The sequence below is a fragment of the Micromonospora echinospora genome (assembly GCF_014203425.1).
Classification (GTDB): Bacteria; Actinomycetota; Actinomycetes; order Mycobacteriales; family Micromonosporaceae; genus Micromonospora; species Micromonospora echinospora_A.
The window spans coordinates 1,143,122-1,160,154 of record NZ_JACHJC010000001.1; the positions used below are offsets into that span (position 1 = coordinate 1,143,122).

Genomic DNA, 17,033 nt, shown 5'->3' on the forward strand with positions numbered 1-17,033 from the left:
ACGTCGATCCGACACCAGGGCGGTAATGGCCCACCCGGTGTTTGTGCCCCCAGCCCCAGGGAAGGCTTCCAACGTATCGAAGGGAGATCCGACATGAGTGACTTCATGGACAAGGCGAAGGACTTCGCCGACAAGCATGACAAGCAGGTCGACCAGGGCATCGAGAAGGCTGGCGACGCGGCCGACAAGCGCACCGGCGGCAAGTACGACAACCAGATCGACAAGGGCGTCGACGCGGCGCAGCAGCGGACCGGCGACGGCGACACCGGCCGCTGACCGCACCTGGCGATCCCGGGCCGTCCCACTGAGGGCGGCCGGGACCGTCGTTTCGGGCCCCGAACACCCTCTGGTTCCAGCGACGGATCTCGCTGCCGCCCGCAGGCGGGAGATGGCTCAGGGTCGAGCGTGCGGAGTCGACCGCCCGGGGTGCCGAGAGCCAGCCGGTGACCGACACTTCCAGGTCCTGCCCGTTGGAGGCGATCGGCGTATCCGACCTGGACAACCTTCGGCCGGAACGCCCTGCAGGGCCGACCGGTCACCAGCCGGGGTAGCGCGCCCCGTTCACGTTGATCCGCAGGCTGAACAGCGAGCTGGAGGCGCAGATGTAGAGCTGGTTGCGCCTCGGGCCGCCGAAGGTGAAGTTTGCGACCACCTCCGGCAGGTGCAGCTTTCCGAGCAGCGTGCCGTCCGGGTCGAAGCAGTGCAGCCCGTCGTGGGCGGCCACCCAGACCCGGCCGGCGTCGTCGAGGCGTACCCCGTCGAAGGAGGCGGCGTCGCAGGTGGCGAAGACCTCGCCACCGCGCAGGGTGCCCTCGTTGACAGCGAACCGGCGCAGGTGCTTCGCCCGGGTGTCGACCACGTAGAGCAGCGACTCGTCGGGGCTGAACGCCAGACCGTTCGGCTGCCCGAAGTCGTCGGCGACGCGGCGCACCTCGCCGTCGTGCGGGTCGACCCGGTAGACGTGGTTGCCGCCGATCTCGCTCTCGGCCCGGTGGCCCTCGTAGTCGCTGTCGATGCCGTAGCTCGGGTCGGTGAACCAGATCGAGCCGTCGGAGTGCTCGACCACATCGTTCGGGCTGTTCAGCCGCTTGCCGCGCCAGCGCTCGGCGAGCACCGTATCGGTGCCGTCGGCCTCGGTCCGGGTGACCCGTCGCCGGCCTTGCTCGCAGCTCACCAGCCGCCCCCGTCGATCGACGGTGTGCCCGTTGGCGTAGCCGGCCGGCTGGCGGAACGCCCCGACCGCGCCGGTGGTCTCGTCCCAGCGCAGCAGCCGGTCGTTGGGGATGTCGCTGAAGACCAGGTAGCGCCCGGCGGCGAACCAGGCCGGGCCCTCCAACCAGCGGCCCCCGGTCCAGAGACACTCCGTCCACTCGTCGCCGTTCACCCGGCGGAACCGCTCGTCCCGCACCTCGAAACGCGTCCTGAACCGATCCACGCCGACCGCCTCCACCCGTGACTGATGTTCGGCAAGAAGCTAATATTACCGAACGAGGATCACCTGTGAGGCTAGACGCCGAACGGAGGCACGGTGATGGATGACGTCGATCGGACGCTGCTGGCGGCGCTGCAACACGACGCCACCCAGTCGTACGCGGCGCTGGCCGGGCAGGTCAGGCTCTCCACGGGGGCGGTCCACGAGCGGGTGCGCAAGCTGCGCGAGCAGGGTGTGGTTCGCCGGACCACGGTGGACGTCGAGCCGGCCGCAGTCGGCCGGGGTGTGCTCGCCTTCGTGCTGGTGGAGGCGAACGCCTGGATGGGTGACCACCCCACCCGAGACGCGCTCGCGGCGCTGCCCGAGGTGATGGAGGCGCACGTCATCGCCGGCCCCGCCTCGCTGCTCGTGAAGATCCGCGTAGGCACCCCGGAGCAGCTCCAGGCCAGCCTGCGCCGGCTATTCCAGGTGGAGGGCGTGACCGGGACGCAGACCGTGGTGGTGCTGGAGAGCTTCTTCGAGCGCCCACTCGACCCGTACCCGTAGACTTCCTGACACGCGACGACCTCTTGGCGGCCCGCGAATTCACCGCGGGCGGACTGATGCCGACGGGCCGGCCTCACAGCGGAGACCGGCCCGTGCGTCAAGCAGTTGTGCGGTTCAGGAGCTGTAGCCGCGTCCGGCGATCCAGTTGGCCAGCTCGGTCACGTCCATCCAGTACGTCGGCGCGTCCGGCCGGGCCGGGTCGGCGATGAGGACGGTGTCGACGTCGCCCTCGTACCGCACCACTGTCAGGTAGTGGCCGGGGTAGCTGTGCTCCACGCCGTCGACGTCCCGGGCGCCGCCCAGGATGTTCGCTACCACCGGCCGGTCGTCGTCCACTGCGGCCCGGATGTCCGCGCGTAGGCGTGCGACCTGCTCCGGCGTGGCCACGTCGTCGCGGATCTCGGTGGTCCGGTACTTGCCTCCGGTGTACTCGTTGAGGACCCGGGTGATGTCGATGGCGGAGTCGGTGCCGTTCTGGGTGGTGCCCAGCTTCACGGCCAGCTCGTCCTGGCTCACGTCCTTGCCCTCGGCCGAGAGCGCGATGCGGGCCGAGGCGGGGCCACAGTAGAAGAAGTTCGGCTGGGCCTGGTACTCGTAATCGGCGGTGCGGTCACCCTTGCCCTTGACCGGGGCCGCGTGGGCGGCGGCCGGACCGGCCACAGCCCCGCCGGCAGCGGCGAGGCCGGCGACGGAGAGCACGCACTTGCGGATGATCGGGTTCATGTCGAGGCTCCATTCGGGGGTCGGCGCTCCGTGCGGAGACGCGGCACCAGGAGTGGCGCTCGGCGTACGGAGAGTTCAACCGCCCTGCTTCCGGGCCTCATTTCCGGGCGTGACCGGGGCCACCGCGAAACCGGACAGACCGGCTCAGTCGGGCAGGCTACCCAGAAGCCGGGTGACCGCGATCTCGATGACCACCCGCTCCGGATTCGGACGCGGCGTGCGATAGCGCCCGGCGTACCACCGCTCGGCCTCGGCCACCGAATCCGGGTCCCGGCGCAGCACGGCCCGGCCCTCCACGGTCAGCCACCAGCGGCCGTCGACCTGGCACACGGCCACCGGAGTGCCGTCCGGCCCGGCCGCCGCGACGTGCCGGGCCTTGGCGGACCCCGCGGAGGTGATCACCCGGGCCACTCCGGCCTCCGGGTCGAAGGTCACCCCCACCGGTACGACGTGCGGTGTGCCGTCGGCGCGCAGGGTGGTCAGCGTGGCGAGATGCCGGTCCGCGAAGAAACGGGCCACCCGCCCGTCGTGCGGGTCCAACCGGTGCCGTCCCGCCATGCCGTCTCCTCGCTCGCGTGCCTCATCGACGGGGTGCCGCGCCGGGCGGCAACGCCGGGGCCGGGGACTCCCCGGTGGCCCGCTGCGCGGCGCGGTGCTTGACGGCCAGCCGGCCCAGGTAGAACAGCGCGCCGGCCAGCACGCCCATGTCGTCCAGGTAGATCGGGTCGGGCAGCAGGTCCACCGGCATGATCGTGTAGATCAGCGCGCCGTAGAACGCGACCTTGCCACCGGCGCCGAGCGCGCCGAGCATGCGGCGGGTGCGGACCAGCCGGACGGCGAGCACGACCGCCCCGGCCAACATGGCCGCCGCGACGACGGCGGCGAGTACGACGAGCACCCAGGATTCGCGGGACACGCCACCACGCTAGCTGAGCCGGGTCGATGCCGCCCGCGGGCGCGGCCGTGGCGCGCTGGGTCGTGGCCCGGGGCAACCGGACCGCCACTTCGCCGAAGTGGTGGCAACGAAGTGGTGCCGACCCAGCCACCGCCCCGAACTGGCGAACCGGGCCACCACTACCCCGAAGTGGCGGCAACGGCTCGGGACGGCGGGGCGCTCAGGCCGCGACGGCCGCCCGTCCCCGGGCCACCGGGCTCAGCTCGCGGGTGATGTCGGCGCCGGCCGTCCCGGTCGGCAGCTCCCGGGTGGTGTCCGGCCCGGCGAACCCGACGATGGACAGCTCCGCCTGCGGCTCGACGACCGGGTGCAGTGCCGCGAACACCTCGTCACGCAGGCTCTGCGCCGCCGCCGCGGCCCGCTCGGCGGCCTGCCAGGCGGCCTGCTCCCGTTGCGTGGCGGCCCGGTGCCGCGCGGCGAGGTTGTCCCGGACCAGCCGGCGCAGCAGCAGTTCCTGCTCCACCGGGTGCCGGCTCGGGTCCCAGCCGTTCCCGCCGAGGATGTCGCTGAGCTGCCGCACCGTGATCTCGTTACGCCACTGGGCGTCCATCGCCGCCCGGTGCAGCCAGCGCTCCCGGTCCGCGTACTCGGCCGGGGTCCGGGCGGTCCGGGGCAGCGGCAGCGCCGCGGCGGCGGCCAGGCGCCGCACGTCGTCCTCGGCCGCCTGGTACGTCTGCCAGGCCACCTCGGCCTCCTCCTGAGCGGTCAGCCACTCCGCCCGGCTCCGCTCGGCGGTCGCTGCCGCGCGGGCGGCGGCCACCGCCACCTCGTCGGCGTACCGGTCCCGCTCCCGATCCTGTACGCGGGCCCGCTCGGCCTGGTCGATGCTGCTCGGCCGGGCGGCGTCACTGATCCGGTCGACGAGTTCCGAGCGGAACCGGGACGGGCGGACGATCAGGGCGGCGACCACTGTCGCGGCCACGGCGAGCAGAGCCAGCCAGATCACGGCGGCCGCGGGGATGTCGGGCAGGACGGTGGAGAAGACGGTCTGCATTACCAGCACCTCAAGGTGGAACGACTGACGAACAAACGGTTGTGGCCCGGTCGTCCGGGCGGGTGCGCCTCGTGCGGAGGCGCGACTCGACGCGCGGCAGGGCGCGCGGGGTGCGGCTCATCGGGCCGCTTCGGGGCGTACCGGAAAGTGGTCCGGTCAGGCGCGCGGCGGACCGCGGCGGGCGATGGCCGCCCGAGCCGGGTCGGCGACGGCCACGGCCTCGACGCCGGGCATGCGCCCGGCGGAGGCGGAATCGGTGACGGCCGCGTCGGCGGCGGGACCGGTGGCGGTCCGTGGCGCGCCGTCGGCCGTCGTGGTGCCTGCCGCGACCGGAGACGCGATCGCGCTGGGCGCGAATTCGGTGGATGTCGCTCGGGCGTCGGTCGCCCCGAACCCGGCGGTACGAACCGTCGTGGCGTCGGCCTGCCCGGCCACGGCGGCGTGGGCGGGTGCGGCGGCGATGCCCTGGAGGCCGGCGATCAGCACCAGGCTGGCCACGGCCGTGCGGGCGATCCGGCGCAGCGTCGCCGTCCAGGTGGACGGGGTGAACGCTACGGGCAGCACTGTTTCAACCTATCGGCCGGCGAACGATTTCGCAGCTCAAAGATCTTGCGGGTTACGTGAGCCGTCCCACGGGTCGCTGTGGACGGACCGAGTCGTCGGGGCGGGCGAGCGGACTCCACCCGACGCGAAACGGCGCGGAGCCCGCCGGGGCGCCGCGCCGTTTCGGATGTCGCTGTCAGTTGCCGCCGAGCACCGGCGGCGGGGCGCCGTCGCCGTCGCCCCAGACCATCTCGTCCTCGGTGAGCCAGGTCAGCCGGCCGTCGGACTCGTCGTCGCCGTGGCTGCCGCGACCACCGAGCACGCCGCCACGGCCGGCCATCGCGGGCCGCCCGGTGCCGCCGGCGCGCTCGCCGGCCTTGCCTCCGGACTCGACCACCAGGCCGCGACCGGAGGTGAGCCGGCCGGTGCCGGCCGCCGCGCGGTTTTCCGCGCCGGGCACTCCGCCGAACCGGGCCGCGGACGCCGAGTTGGGACCGGTGCCCGCGAGCGCCCCGGTGCTGAGCACGCCGGGGGCGCCGTAGAGCGCGCCGCCGCCTCCGCCGGCCGTCATCGTCGCCGGGCCGCCGCCGGAGCCGAGGCCCGGGCCGCCGCCGATCGTCGGGCCGCCGGTGGTGCTGGTCAGCGGGCCGGCGCCGGCCAGCGAGGTGCCGGCCGGGTCGACAGTGCCGCCGGTGGTGACCGAACCCGGGACGCCCGCGCCGGGGTTGCCGCCCGGGGCGCCGGCGCCCGGGGTGCCCTCACCCGGCGTGCCGCTGGTGGGTGCCGTGTGGTGCACGCCCGACGTGGTGGCGGTGGCGCTCGCCCCCGGGCCGAAACTGCCCAGGTTCGGGCCGGACGACGGCGTCTTGACCGAGGGGCCGTTCTGCAACGTCGGGTCACCGTTGCTGGTGTTGCCCGGCAGCTCGACCTCGGGCGGGTCCGGCACGACGATCCGGCCGTACGCCGAGAAGTCGTAGCCCTCGGCGAGCTTCGCCACGACCTGCACCATCCGCTGGTGCGCCTTCTCCTGCTCGGCCTTGTCCTGCTGGTGGCCGACGATCCCACCGATCACCGCGCCGGGGGCGCCGCCGAGCAGGAAGCCCTTGCCGGCGCTGGAGAGCAGCTTGTCGTTGTCGTCGGTCTTCTCCGGGCTCTCCGCCTTGGTCTGCGCGGCCCGCAGCTCGCTGGACATCATGTCGAGGCCCTGCCGGATGCCGGTCATGCCCTCGGCGAGGTTGCCGGAGTAGCGCACGACCATGTCGAGCCGCCTGGTGAACTCGCGCGCGGCGTCGCCCGTCCAGCTCTTGGACAGCGCCTCCAGGTCGGCGGTGAGGTCGCGGCTGAGGTCGTCGAGCGTGCCCTTGAGGGAGGTCCACTGGGCGCTGAGCGCCTCGACCTGCCTCGGGTCGCCGGCGTTGACGCCCTGGTAGAGCTCCTCGTGGCTGACGTGCTCGTAGCGCCGGGTGTACTCAGACACGCGGGTCCTCCTTCGGCTGCTTCATCGCCTCGTTCAGCCCCGAGAGGGCGGCGGCGATGTCGGCCGCGGCGGCGGCGTTGCGGGCCTCGGCGGTCTTGTAGTTCGTCATGATCTTGTGGGTCGCCTCGCGGGCGGCCAGGATCGCCCGGCGCAGCCGGTCGACGTGGTTGACGTAGCTCTGGTGCGTCTCGGAGTAGCGACGTGCGTTGTCGGTCGCGTCGGTGAACGTGCCGAGCGCAGGCGGGCGGCACTGCATCTGGGTGTTGAGCTTGCGCAACACCGACTCCGCATCGTGCAGGCGCCGCTCAAGTCGCTGGTGGAAGTCCTCCAGGGACAGTACGTCTACTGTCGTGCGACCCGTCATGGCTGTATCCCCGTAGTCATCGTCGATAACCTTCGCCGCACTCAGGTTAGTCGAAACGCGCCAACCCGGGCGACCCGTGACAGCTTCCATCCACATCGGATCCCGGAAGGGCCGGTCAACCGCCCTGGACCTGGGCCGCCGCGCCGCCGGTGGAGGGGCTCGCGGTGGGCGCCGGCGGGGACGAGGCATCGAAGTACGCCATCGCGTCGCCCCGGGACAGCGTCGGCCCGGTCGGCACCAGCGCCAGCAGCGAGGCGGGTACGGCCACCGGCGTGACTTCGCCGTACCCGAGGGCGCTCTTCGCGTCGCCACCGGCGGTGCCGAGCGGATAGCGGATGCCCTGGGCGGTGATCAGGTAGACCGTCGACCCGGCCGCAGGCTTGCCGCTCTCCCCGGCGGTGGCCTGTGCCAGCACGCCCTTGCCGCCGGGCAGCAGCACGTTCTCGGCGGTGCGTACCGCGTCCCGGCCGCCCTGCCGCGACGGCATCGCGGTCGCCCCGGTCAGCTCGGCCGGCGGGGAGTCGAAGACCTCCAGCGTGGTGGTCGGCGGCTGGCCGGCCGGGCCGGGCCGGTAGGTGGCGCAGAGCACGGTGCGCCCCGGGCGGACCTCGTGCGGCGTCGGCAGCCGGGCGGGCAGGCCGTCCGGCTCCAGCCGCTGGTCGGTGAGGAGTCGGCCCGCCTCGTCGGGAGTGATCTGCGTCACCTCGCCGCCCCGGCCGAGCAGCAGCAACGCGGTGACCTCCCGGACCGTTGCCAGGCCCTGCCGGGTGAGCACGTAGTACTGGCCGGCCGCCTGGTAGACCTGGCCGATCCGGGCCGGCCGGCCGGCGACGGCGAGCCCGCTCGGGCCGCCGTCCCCGTCGATAGTGGGCTTGCGCAGCACCGGGCCCACCGGCACCGCGTTCAGCAGCTGCTGCCCGACGGTGAGGTTCGTGACGCCGGCCATCTTCAACGCCACGAGCGCCTGGTCGTCGCCGGCGACGCGCAGCCGCGAGCCGCCGGTGAGCAGGTAGCGGGCCTCGCCGGTGCGCACCACGACGGCCCGGTCGGTGAGCGCGGTGCCACCGGGCAGCGTCCGGTCGATCACCAGGTGCGTGGTGGAGCGCTGCGTGTCGTTCGGGTCGGGCACGTCGCACACCGACCAGGGGAGCCCGACCAGGGACTTGCGGTCCGGCAGGTCGTCCGGGGCGCCCACGATGCCGACCAGCCGGCCGCGCGGCCGGTCCTTGATGGACGCCTGGGACATGGTGCGCGGCTTCGCCGCCGCGTCGTTGACGATCAGCCGGGCCGAGGCGTAGTTGAGCGTCGGGCGCAGCACCCGGTCCTCGCCGAAGTAGTACGTCGCGCCGGTCTCCCGCTCGATCACCAGCGTGTTCGGCTCCAGCGGCGCCGAGTTGCTGGTGAGCTGCCCGTACGCGCCCACCCCGCCGAGCACCACGGCCGCCGCGATCACGCTGCCGAACACCGCCATGCCGAGGCGGCGCATCGGCAGGTCGTTGGTCTCCGGATCACCCGACAGCAACGCCGAGACGATGCGGCGGGTGACGAAGCGGTACGCCTGCACCTGATCGCGGCGGGTCCGCATGACTAACCTCCGGCGGGGGTGGGTCCACGACGACAGGGCCGAGCGGCGCCGCGGGCTTCCCTACGATAAGGGGCCGCCGGGGGTGCGCCGGACCCCGTCCACCGCCCGAACGCCGCACCCCGCCGGCGGACGCCCAGGATGTCCAGAAGGGACGCTCACCGATGACGCAGCTGCAGGCGCCACCCGGTCGTACGGCCACCGCCCCCGCCGTACCGGCGGACCGGCCGGTCACCCCGGCCGACAAGCGCCGCCGGGGCCGGCTCGGCCCGGTCGTGGTCGGCCAGCTCGTCGTGGTGGAGTGCGCCGCGCTCGCGGTCTGGTTCGCCACCGCCGGCCCGGCCTGGCTGCTCGGGATGGTGGGCGTACTGGCGCTGCTCGCCGTGACTGCCGCGTTCGCCCGTCGGGGCGGTCGCTGGTGGTACGAGGACCTGATGCTCCGCCGCCGGCTGCGCCGCCGCCGCGACCGGGCCCGGGGCGCGACGCCCGGCGGCGACCCCCGGCTGGCCGCGCTCGCCCCGGAACTGACCGTGGTGGAGCTGACCGAGCGCGGCACCCGCCTCGGCATCGGGCAGGACGACAGGGGATGGTTCGCCGCGCTGGCGCTCACCGGCCGGCCCGGCGCGCCCGCGGGCTCGATCGAGGCCGCCGTGGTGGACCGCGCGCTCGCCGTGCTCGCCGACTTCTCCGGCCCGGTCACCCAGACCCAGGTCGTCTCGCACACCCTGGTCTGGTACCCGGCCCCCGGTGCGCCGCCGTCGGCGCACCGGACCGTGTGGGTGGCGCTGCGCCTGTCGGTGGCCGACGCGCGGGCCGAGACGGTGAGCCGGGGCGGCGGCCTGCGCGGCGTGCACCGGACGGTGGCGGCCGGGGTGGGCCGGCTCGGCAAGGCGCTCAACGCCGCCGGTCTCGGCCACCGCGTGCTCGGCCGGGACGAGCTGCACGCGGCGGTGGTGTCCGGGGCCGGGCTCGACCTGGCGCCGGAGTCCCCGGTGGAGACGTGGACAAGCGTGCGCGGGGGCGGCTGGACGCAGCGCTGCCTGGCCCTGCGGGTACGCCCCAACGGCTCGCTCGGCGCGCTCGTGGACGCGGTCACCGCCACCTCCGCGCCCTCGCACACGGTCGCCGCGGTGGTGCTCCCGGGCGGCCGGCGGGTGCCGCCGCTGCTGCGGGTGGCGGCCATGGACGGGCACGCCGAGGCGCTGGTGAAGGCGGTCCGGGACATGGCCGGGCGCGTCGGTGTGCCGGCCCGCCCGCTGGACGGCCAGCACGGTCCCGGCGTCTACGCGACCGCGCCGGTCGGCACCGCGATGGGTACCGTCACGGTCGAAGGTTGACGATCCAGCCGTACATGCCGCACACCCAGACGGCGAGCGGCACCAACGCGATGATCAGCAGGATCTCCACGATGTCCAGGACCCGGCCCCAGACCGGCGAGATCCGCTTGCCGGCCACGGTCAGGCCGTAGACCAGGCTGATCACGGCCACCACGGCCAGGCCGCCGAGGATCAGACCGAGCCGTACCGCCAGCGAGCCGGCGGCGAACACTGCGGCGGCGACCAGCCCCAGGCCGACGGTGCCGGACAACAGCACCGGCGTGCGCTGCCCGCGGCTGAGGAACGGGCGCGCCCGCAGCAGCGACAGCAGCGCCAGCACCATGCAGAGCAGGACCGCCGGCAGGCGGCCGTCCTCGGCCAGCACCACCTCGCCGCCGAGCACCAGCAGCGAGACGGTCCAGAGCAGGCCGGTGAGGAACCCGTCGGCGCGCTCGCTGTTGCGCAGCACCGACGGCCCGTCCACCGACTCGGTGTCCGTCTTCAGGTCGTCCGGTCCGGTGGGAATGGACGGCACCGGCAGCCGGGCGAGGCGGTAGGCGAGCATCGGCAGCGCCGGCAGCGCGCCGAAGGCGACGGTCGCCACCACGGCCGCCGAGGCCGCCGCGTCGATGTCGAAGGCCAGGCTGAGCACCGCGCCGAGGCCGACCGCCGCCCCCACGCCGACCGCGCCGAGGAACAGCGGCAGGCGGTCGCCGACGGCGAGCGCGGCGATCGCGCCGAACACCACCACGGCGGTGCCGGCGAGCAGGACGTGCGGGCTGGCCAGCTCGCCGAGCGTGCGGTCCCCGGCGAGCACGAGCAGGCCGCCGACGCCCGCGTAACCGACCCCGACCAGGGCCAGCACCGCGCCGGTGCGACTGTCGCCGGCCGCCCGGGACAGCACCGCGGCGCCGACCAGCAGCGCCACCGCGACCACGAACGCGGCGGCCGCGCCGGGTAGCTGTGGCGGACCGGTGAGCAGCGCCGCCACCGCTCCGGCGGCCAGCGCGGAGGCCGCCAGGAGGACCGCGAACGTCCGGGTGGTGCCCACCTGCCAGGCGCCCGCCCGCTGCGTGGTGGAGGTGGCGACCGCGTCCACCACGTCGTCGAAGACGATCTCCGGGGCGGTGGCCGCCCGGGGGTTGAAGTAGAGCACCTCGCCGTCGCGGACCCCGAGCTGCGCGGCGGTACGGCCACCGTCGAGCGGCTGGCCGCCGAGCCGGGACAGGCTCCAGCCGCCGTGGCGCACACCCTCGTCGGCCAGATCCTCGCCCGCGTAGCGCAGCAGCGTGGGCAGCAGGTCGGCGAGCGGAACGTCGGACGGCAGCGCCAGATCCATCCTGGTACGCGGCGCCACGATGGTGATCCGGCTCAGCCCGCCGGTCGCCGTCTTCGTCGCCACAGTGGCCTCCTCGTTGCTCGCAGACGATCCGCTCGGCCGTCGGCGTCGCCCTACGGGTCCACGACGCCTCCGGGAGATTACCTACGATGGCGGTCGCACAGGTTGCCCACCCGACGCTCACCGGCGGTGGCAGACCACGATCAGGGCCGCTTCTGAGAGGGGAGAGCCGTGAGTACGGTGGTGTTCCGCCGACTTCCGCGTCAACAGGGGCCCGCGCTGCCGCGCGGCGAGGTGCTGCTGGAGTCCCCGCCCGAGCTGCCGGAGCCGAAGGCCAAGGGCATGGGGCAGGTGCTGATGATCCTGCCGATGCTCTGCGGCGTCGGCGCGATGGCGTTCCTCTACGCCGGCCGCGGCGGCGGCATGATGACGTACGTCGCGGGTGGCCTGTTCGGTGTGTCCATGTTGGGCATGGCGATCGGCACGCTCGGCAACGGCGGCAACGACAAGGCCGAGCTGAACGCGCAGCGCCGCGACTACATGCGCTACCTCGCGCAGATGCGCAAGCGCACCCGCCGGGCCGCCGAGCAGCAGCGCGCCGCGATGACCTGGCGGCACCCGGAGCCGGACGCGCTCTGGTCGATCGCCGCCTCCCGCCGGCTGTGGGAGCGGCGGATCACCGAGGACGACTTCGGCGAGGTGCGGATCGCGCTCGGCCCGCAGCGGCTGGCGGTGGAGATCGTGCCGCCGGAGACCAAGCCGGTGGAGGACCTGGAGCCGATGAGCGCGATCGCGCTGCGCCGGTTCGTCCGGGCCCACTCCAGCGTGCCGGACCTGCCCACCGCGCTGTCGCTGCGCGCGTTCAGCCGGATCGCGTTGCGCGGCGACCGGGAGCCGGTGCTCGACCTGGCGCGGGCCGCGCTGGGCCAGCTCGTCACGTTCCACGCCCCGGAGGACCTGCTGGTGGTCGTGGTGGCCGCGCCGGACCGGCAGCCGGCCTGGGACTGGGTGAAGTGGCTGCCGCACGCCCAGCACCCGGGGCGTACCGACGCGGCGGGCGCGCGCCGGATGGTGTTCGCCGCGCTCGACGAGGCGGAGACCGCGCTCGCCCAGGACCTGGGCGGCCGGCCCCGGTTCGCGCCGGAGGCGAAGCCCCTGACCACCGCGCCGCACGTGGTGGTCGTGCTGGACGGCGGCGAGGTCTCGGCGACCTGCGCGCTGACCGGCGCGGGCCTGCTCGGCACCACCGTGGTCGACCTGTCCGGCACGGTGCCGCGCGACGCCGGGCGCTGGCTGCTCTGCCTGGACGCCGGCGACGGCACCGGGCTCGACCTGGTCCGCGGCACCGCCACGTCCCGGCTCGGCAGCCCGGACCGGCTGTCCCTGTCCGCCGCCGAAGGGCTGGCCCGGCAGATCGCCCCGTTCCGGCTCTCCCAGCAGCAGGGCGCCAGCACGGAGGAGCCGCTGGCCCGCAGCATGGAGCTGCCCGACCTGCTCGGCGTCGGCGACGCGGCCACTGTGGACGTCCGGCAGACCTGGCGGCCGCGCAGCCACCGCGACCGGCTGCGCATCCCGCTCGGCCTGGGCCCGGACGGCAACGTGGTCGAGCTGGACTTCAAGGAGTCCGCGCACGAGGGCATGGGCCCGCACGGCCTGGTGATCGGCGCGACCGGCTCGGGCAAGAGCGAACTGCTGCGTACGGTGGTCGCCGCGCTGGGCGTGACGCACTCCTCGGAGGAGCTGAACTTCGTCCTGGTCGACTTCAAGGGCGGCGCCACGTTCGCCTCGCTGGACGCGCTGCCGCACACCAGCGCGGTGATCACCAACCTCTCGGACGAGCTGCCGCTGGTGGACCGCATGCGGGACGCGCTCGCCGGTGAGATGAACCGCCGGCAGGAGGTGCTGCGGGCGGCCGGAAACTACGTCTCCCGTTACGACTACGAGAAGGCGCGGGCGGCCGGTGAGCCACTGGAGCCGATGCCGAGCCTGCTGATCATCTGTGACGAGTTCTCCGAGCTGCTGGCCGCCAAGCCGGACTTCATCGACCTGTTCGTGATGATCGGCCGCCTCGGCCGGTCGCTCGGCGTGCACCTGCTGCTCGCCTCGCAGCGGCTGGAGGAGGGCAAGCTGCGTGGCCTGGACACGCACCTGTCGTACCGGATCGGCCTGCGCACGTTCTCGGCGGTGGAGAGCCGGATCGTGCTCGGCGTGCCGGACGCGTACGAGCTGCCCAGCGCGCCGGGCCACGGCTACCTGAAGACCGACACCGCCACCATGCTGCGGTTCCGTGCCGCCTACGTGTCCGGCCCGTACCAGGCGCCGGGGCAGGTGCAGCGCTCCACCCGGGCGCAGGTGCAGCGGCGGATCGTCCCGTACGGCATCGACTACGTACCGGCGCCGGCGTTGCCGAGCCCGGCGGAGGCCACGCCGGAGCCGGAGCAGTCGGGCGACGGCAAGGCGGTGGCCATGCTGGACGTGCTGATCGACCAGCTCAAGGGTCGCGGCAAGCCGGCGCACCAGGTCTGGCTGCCGCCGCTCGCCGAGCCGTCCGGGCTGGCCGAGATGCTGCCGAAGCTGAGCGTGCACCCGACGTTCGGCCTGACCACCGCCGACTGGCCGGGCCGCGGCCGGCTCGCCGTGCCGGTCGGGATCGTGGACCGCCCGTACGAGCAGCGCCGCGACCCGATGATGGTCGACCTGGCCGGGGCCGGCGGCAACGTGGTGATCGTCGGCGCGTCGCTGAGCGGCAAGAGCACCATGCTGCGCTCGATGCTGGCCTCGCTGGCGCTCACCCACACGCCGCGTGAGGTGCAGTTCTTCTGCCTCGACTTCGGTGGTGGCGCGCTGCGTAGCCTGGACGGGCTGCCGCACACCTCGGGCGTGGCGGGGCGGCGGGACACCGAGGCGGTCCGGCGGACGGTGGCCGAGGTGGTCGCCGTCATCGACGAGCGGGAGAACCGGTTCACCCAGCACGGCATCGACTCGGTGGCCAGTTACCGGCGCCGCCGCGCGGCCGGTGAGTTCGCCGACGACCCGTTCGGTGACGTCTTCCTCGTGGTGGACGGCTGGAACACGCTGCGCCAGGAGTACGAGGAGCTGGAACAGACCATCACCAACCTGGCGAACCGGGGCCTCGGCTTCGGTGTCCACGTGGTGATCACGGCCGTGCGCTGGGCGGAGATCCGGATCAACATGCGGGACCTGCTCGGCACCAAGCTGGAGCTGCGGCTGGGTGACCCGTCCGAGTCGGAGATCGACCGGCGGGCCGCGCAGAACGTGCCGGTCGGCGCGCCGGGTCGCGGCCTGACCCGCGACAAGCTGCACTTCCTGACCGCGATCTCGCGGATCGACGGCAAGCGCGATATCGAGGACCTGACCGAGGCGTCGGTGGCGCTCGCCGGCCACGTCGCGGCGAACTGGCCGGGCCGCCCGGCGCCGAAGGTCCGGCTGCTGCCGCGCAAGCTGACGGTCACCGAGCTGGCGAAGGTGGTCGACCGCTCCGCGCCGGGCATCCCGATCGGCGTCAACGAGTCGGCGCTCGCCCCGGTCTACCTGGACCTGGCGAGCGAGCCACACCTGACCGTGTTCGGCGACGCCGAGTGCGGCAAGACCAACCTGCTGCGGCTGATCGCCCGAGGGATCGCCGAGCGGTACACCCCGGCCCAGGCGCGGCTGGTCATCGCCGACTACCGGCGCGGCCTGCTCGGCGCGGTCGAGGGTGACCACCTGCTCGACTACGCGCCGTCGAACCAGGTGTTCAGCCAGGGCCTCGGCTCGATCCGCAGCGCGTTGCAGAACCGGCTGCCCGGCCCGGACGTGACCACCGCGCAGCTGCGCGACCGGAGCTGGTGGAAGGGGCCGGACCTCTACATCCTGGTGGACGACTACGACCTGGTCGCCTCCGGCGGGAACAACCCGCTCAGCGCGCTGCACGAGCTGCTGCCGCAGGCGCGGGACATCGGCCTGCACCTGATCGTCACGCGGCGCGTGGGTGGTGTGGCCCGGGCGCTGTACGAGCCGGTGCTGCAACGCCTGCGTGAGCTGGACTCACCGGGCCTGCTCATGTCCGGCAGCCGGGAGGAGGGCGCGGTCTTCGGCAACCTGCGGCCGACTCCGCAGCCGCCGGGCCGGGGCACGCTGGTGCGCCGCCGCGACGGTCAGCAGCTGATCCAGACGGCGTGGACGGAACCGGCCTGACGGGACGGACGACCGGCGCGGGCTTCCGGTAGCGTCGGCCCGATCGATCGTCGCGATTACGGGGAGGGCCCGGAGTTGAGCAGCCCGTCGGGTATCGGTGGAGCCCTGGAAGGCCTGCTGCGGCAGGCGCAGGAGCAGCAGCGGCGGCTGGCCGAGCTCCAGCGCCAGCGTGCGGAGCTGCGCGTCACCGGGGCGAGCCCGGACGGGCTGGTGCGGGTGACAGTCGACGGCGACATGAAGGTCGGCGACGTCGAGCTGAACGCGCGGGCCATGCGGCTGGACAGCTTCTCGCTGGCCGAGTCGATCCAGGCCGCTGTCGACGCCGCGTACGCGGCGTTCGAGGAGCGGCAGCGGGAGATGCTGGGCGAGATGCTCGGCGACTCCGAGATGGTCCGCCGGGCGCAGGACGGCACGCTGACCCCGGAGGACTGGTTCCGCCAGTTCGGGGTGGATCTGTCCAACCCGACCCGCAATCTGCGGCGCTGAGCGAGAGGGGGCGACGATGCCGAACACCGTCGACGTCGACGCGATCCGGAAGGCGAGCCGGATGCTCGACGCCCCGGACGGCCCGATCCAGTACCTGCGCAACGTCGAGGCGCTGCTGGCCGAGGTGAAGCTGCCCGGCAGCGCGCTGAGCTGGTTCGGCACCGGCGCTGTGGAGCGGCACAACGCGGCGGTGGACGGGCACCTCGACAACGTCCGGACCGGCGTGGAGCATCTGCGCAAGGCCGCCGCGCAGCTCGAACAGAGCGCGAAGAACTGGGAGAAGTCGGATCAGCCCTGGGTGGTCAAGTGACCGGCCGGGCCAGCCAGGGGAAGGACGCCTGATGCCACCGGAGATCCTCATCGCCAACGCCTCGGGGACGGTGACCGGCTCGGTGTCGGTCGCCCAGACCACGGCGCCGGTACGGTCGGCCGCGGCCATCGCCAGGGGAAACCTGGTCTGGATCGCCGCCTCGGCGGCGCTGATCGGCACCATCCTCTACCTGGAGTCGTTCGACAACCAGCAGGTGAACGAGTCCATCAAGAAGTGGGACGAGGCGGCCCGTCTGCTCGGGGCGGACCAGTTCGGCGCGGCGATGGCGGCGGTCCCGCCGGAGGCGTCGGAGTGGGACTTCGACGACCGGGACGCGTTCGACCAGTTCATGCGCAAGCTCGGCGCGGAGATCAACTCGCTGGCCGAGGCGTTCGCCGCCAACCGGGACACGCTCACCGCGGCCCGGGACGCGTACAACGACGCGGTCTCCGGCCTGGCTCAGGCGCTCATGCCGATCCTGGTCGCGGTGATCGCCTCGATCGCGCTCCAGTTCTTCCCCGCGACCACCGCTCTGGCCCAGGCCATCGGCATCGCCGGCCTGGCCGCCACCGCCGCGATCCTGGTCCTGGTCTTCGGGGAGATCAGCGCGTTGCTGCACGCGTTGCTCTCCGCGTTCCACACCGACAGCCGATTCACGTTCACCGCGGACTCCCGGCCCGGCTGGGCGCCCGCCGGCTCCGACCCGGACATCAAGGACATCAAAATCGACTGGGTTCAGGACTCCGCGTTCTACAGGTGACGGGAGCGG

Annotated in this window: 17 protein-coding genes; 7 read left to right on the plus strand and 10 right to left on the minus strand. The window is 73.6% G+C overall.

Going from position 1 to position 17,033, the window contains the following annotated elements; translation table 11 throughout:
- The first annotated feature begins 93 nt into the window (after positions 1-93).
- Positions 94-276, plus strand: coding sequence for an antitoxin (locus FHU28_RS05540; protein WP_120571972.1), 183 nt, complete (start codon positions 94-96; stop codon positions 274-276).
- 259 nt (positions 277-535) lie between these two features.
- Here FHU28_RS05540 and FHU28_RS05545 read toward each other — a convergent pair whose 3' ends face one another.
- A complete protein-coding gene (locus tag FHU28_RS05545) occupies positions 536-1,435 on the minus strand; it encodes an SMP-30/gluconolactonase/LRE family protein (protein WP_184681510.1) in 900 nt (299 codons plus the stop codon).
- A gap of 93 nt (positions 1,436-1,528) precedes the next feature.
- Between FHU28_RS05545 and FHU28_RS05550 the strand changes: the two genes are divergently transcribed.
- Positions 1,529-1,978: an Lrp/AsnC family transcriptional regulator gene (locus tag FHU28_RS05550; RefSeq protein WP_184681512.1), complete on the plus strand. Its 450-nt coding sequence runs from the start codon at positions 1,529-1,531 to the stop codon at positions 1,976-1,978.
- Positions 1,979-2,092: 114 nt separating this feature from the next.
- On the opposite strand, the gene FHU28_RS05555 is transcribed toward FHU28_RS05550, so the two are convergent.
- The 8 genes from FHU28_RS05555 to eccB all read right to left on the minus strand — a co-directional run bounded on the left by FHU28_RS05555 (position 2,093) and on the right by eccB (position 8,619).
- On the minus strand, positions 2,093-2,701 hold the full coding sequence (locus FHU28_RS05555) for a C39 family peptidase (RefSeq protein WP_184681515.1): 609 nt from the start codon (positions 2,699-2,701) through the stop codon (positions 2,093-2,095).
- A 144-nt stretch (positions 2,702-2,845) separates the two neighbouring features.
- On the minus strand, positions 2,846-3,259 hold the full coding sequence (locus FHU28_RS05560) for a pyridoxamine 5'-phosphate oxidase family protein (RefSeq protein WP_073825932.1): 414 nt from the start codon (positions 3,257-3,259) through the stop codon (positions 2,846-2,848).
- 22 nt (positions 3,260-3,281) lie between these two features.
- The gene (locus tag FHU28_RS05565) at positions 3,282-3,617 is read right to left on the minus strand and encodes a DUF1232 domain-containing protein (RefSeq protein ID WP_073825929.1); all 336 of its coding nucleotides are present in this window, start codon (positions 3,615-3,617) and stop codon (positions 3,282-3,284) included.
- A gap of 199 nt (positions 3,618-3,816) precedes the next feature.
- Positions 3,817-4,650 (minus strand): hypothetical protein, encoded by an 834-nt coding sequence (locus FHU28_RS05570; protein WP_184681517.1) that lies wholly within the window; start codon positions 4,648-4,650, stop codon positions 3,817-3,819.
- Between the two features lie 156 nt (positions 4,651-4,806).
- Entirely contained in the window at positions 4,807-5,214 is a 408-nt protein-coding gene (locus FHU28_RS05575) for a hypothetical protein (RefSeq protein WP_184681519.1), read from the minus strand.
- Positions 5,215-5,389: 175 nt separating this feature from the next.
- Positions 5,390-6,670: a WXG100 family type VII secretion target gene (locus FHU28_RS05580; RefSeq protein ID WP_184681529.1), complete on the minus strand. Its 1,281-nt coding sequence runs from the start codon at positions 6,668-6,670 to the stop codon at positions 5,390-5,392.
- Positions 6,663-7,034 carry a hypothetical protein gene (locus FHU28_RS05585; RefSeq protein ID WP_116503638.1) on the minus strand — a complete coding sequence of 124 codons (372 nt, stop codon included), beginning with the start codon at positions 7,032-7,034 and terminating at the stop codon, positions 6,663-6,665. The genes FHU28_RS05580 and FHU28_RS05585 overlap by 8 nt, the downstream gene beginning before the upstream one ends.
- 115 nt (positions 7,035-7,149) lie before the next feature.
- Positions 7,150-8,619: a type VII secretion protein EccB gene (gene eccB, locus FHU28_RS05590; protein WP_184681531.1), complete on the minus strand. Its 1,470-nt coding sequence runs from the start codon at positions 8,617-8,619 to the stop codon at positions 7,150-7,152.
- A 161-nt stretch (positions 8,620-8,780) separates the two neighbouring features.
- On the opposite strand from eccB, the gene FHU28_RS05595 reads away from it, so the two are divergent.
- A complete protein-coding gene (locus FHU28_RS05595) occupies positions 8,781-9,953 on the plus strand; it encodes a type VII secretion protein EccE (protein ID WP_184681533.1) in 1,173 nt (390 codons plus the stop codon).
- Here FHU28_RS05595 and eccD read toward each other — a convergent pair.
- Positions 9,937-11,334: a type VII secretion integral membrane protein EccD gene (gene eccD, locus FHU28_RS05600; protein ID WP_184681536.1), complete on the minus strand. Its 1,398-nt coding sequence runs from the start codon at positions 11,332-11,334 to the stop codon at positions 9,937-9,939. The genes FHU28_RS05595 and eccD overlap by 17 nt on opposite strands.
- Positions 11,335-11,502: 168 nt before the next feature.
- Here eccD and eccCa point away from each other — a divergent pair, with 168 nt between their 5' ends.
- The 4 genes from eccCa to FHU28_RS05620 all read left to right on the plus strand — a co-directional run bounded on the left by eccCa (position 11,503) and on the right by FHU28_RS05620 (position 17,024).
- Complete coding sequence (eccCa, locus tag FHU28_RS05605; RefSeq protein ID WP_184681538.1) at positions 11,503-15,468, plus strand: type VII secretion protein EccCa; 3,966 nt, start codon at positions 11,503-11,505, stop codon at positions 15,466-15,468.
- 75 nt (positions 15,469-15,543) lie between these two features.
- Positions 15,544-15,954 (plus strand): YbaB/EbfC family nucleoid-associated protein, encoded by a 411-nt coding sequence (locus FHU28_RS05610; protein WP_184681548.1) that lies wholly within the window; start codon positions 15,544-15,546, stop codon positions 15,952-15,954.
- Positions 15,955-15,970: 16 nt separating this feature from the next.
- Positions 15,971-16,264, plus strand: a complete 294-nt coding sequence (locus FHU28_RS05615; protein WP_073825893.1) for a hypothetical protein — start codon at positions 15,971-15,973, stop codon at positions 16,262-16,264.
- A gap of 31 nt (positions 16,265-16,295) precedes the next feature.
- Positions 16,296-17,024 (plus strand): hypothetical protein, encoded by a 729-nt coding sequence (locus tag FHU28_RS05620; protein WP_184681550.1) that lies wholly within the window; start codon positions 16,296-16,298, stop codon positions 17,022-17,024.
- Positions 17,025-17,033: the final 9 nt, after the last annotated feature.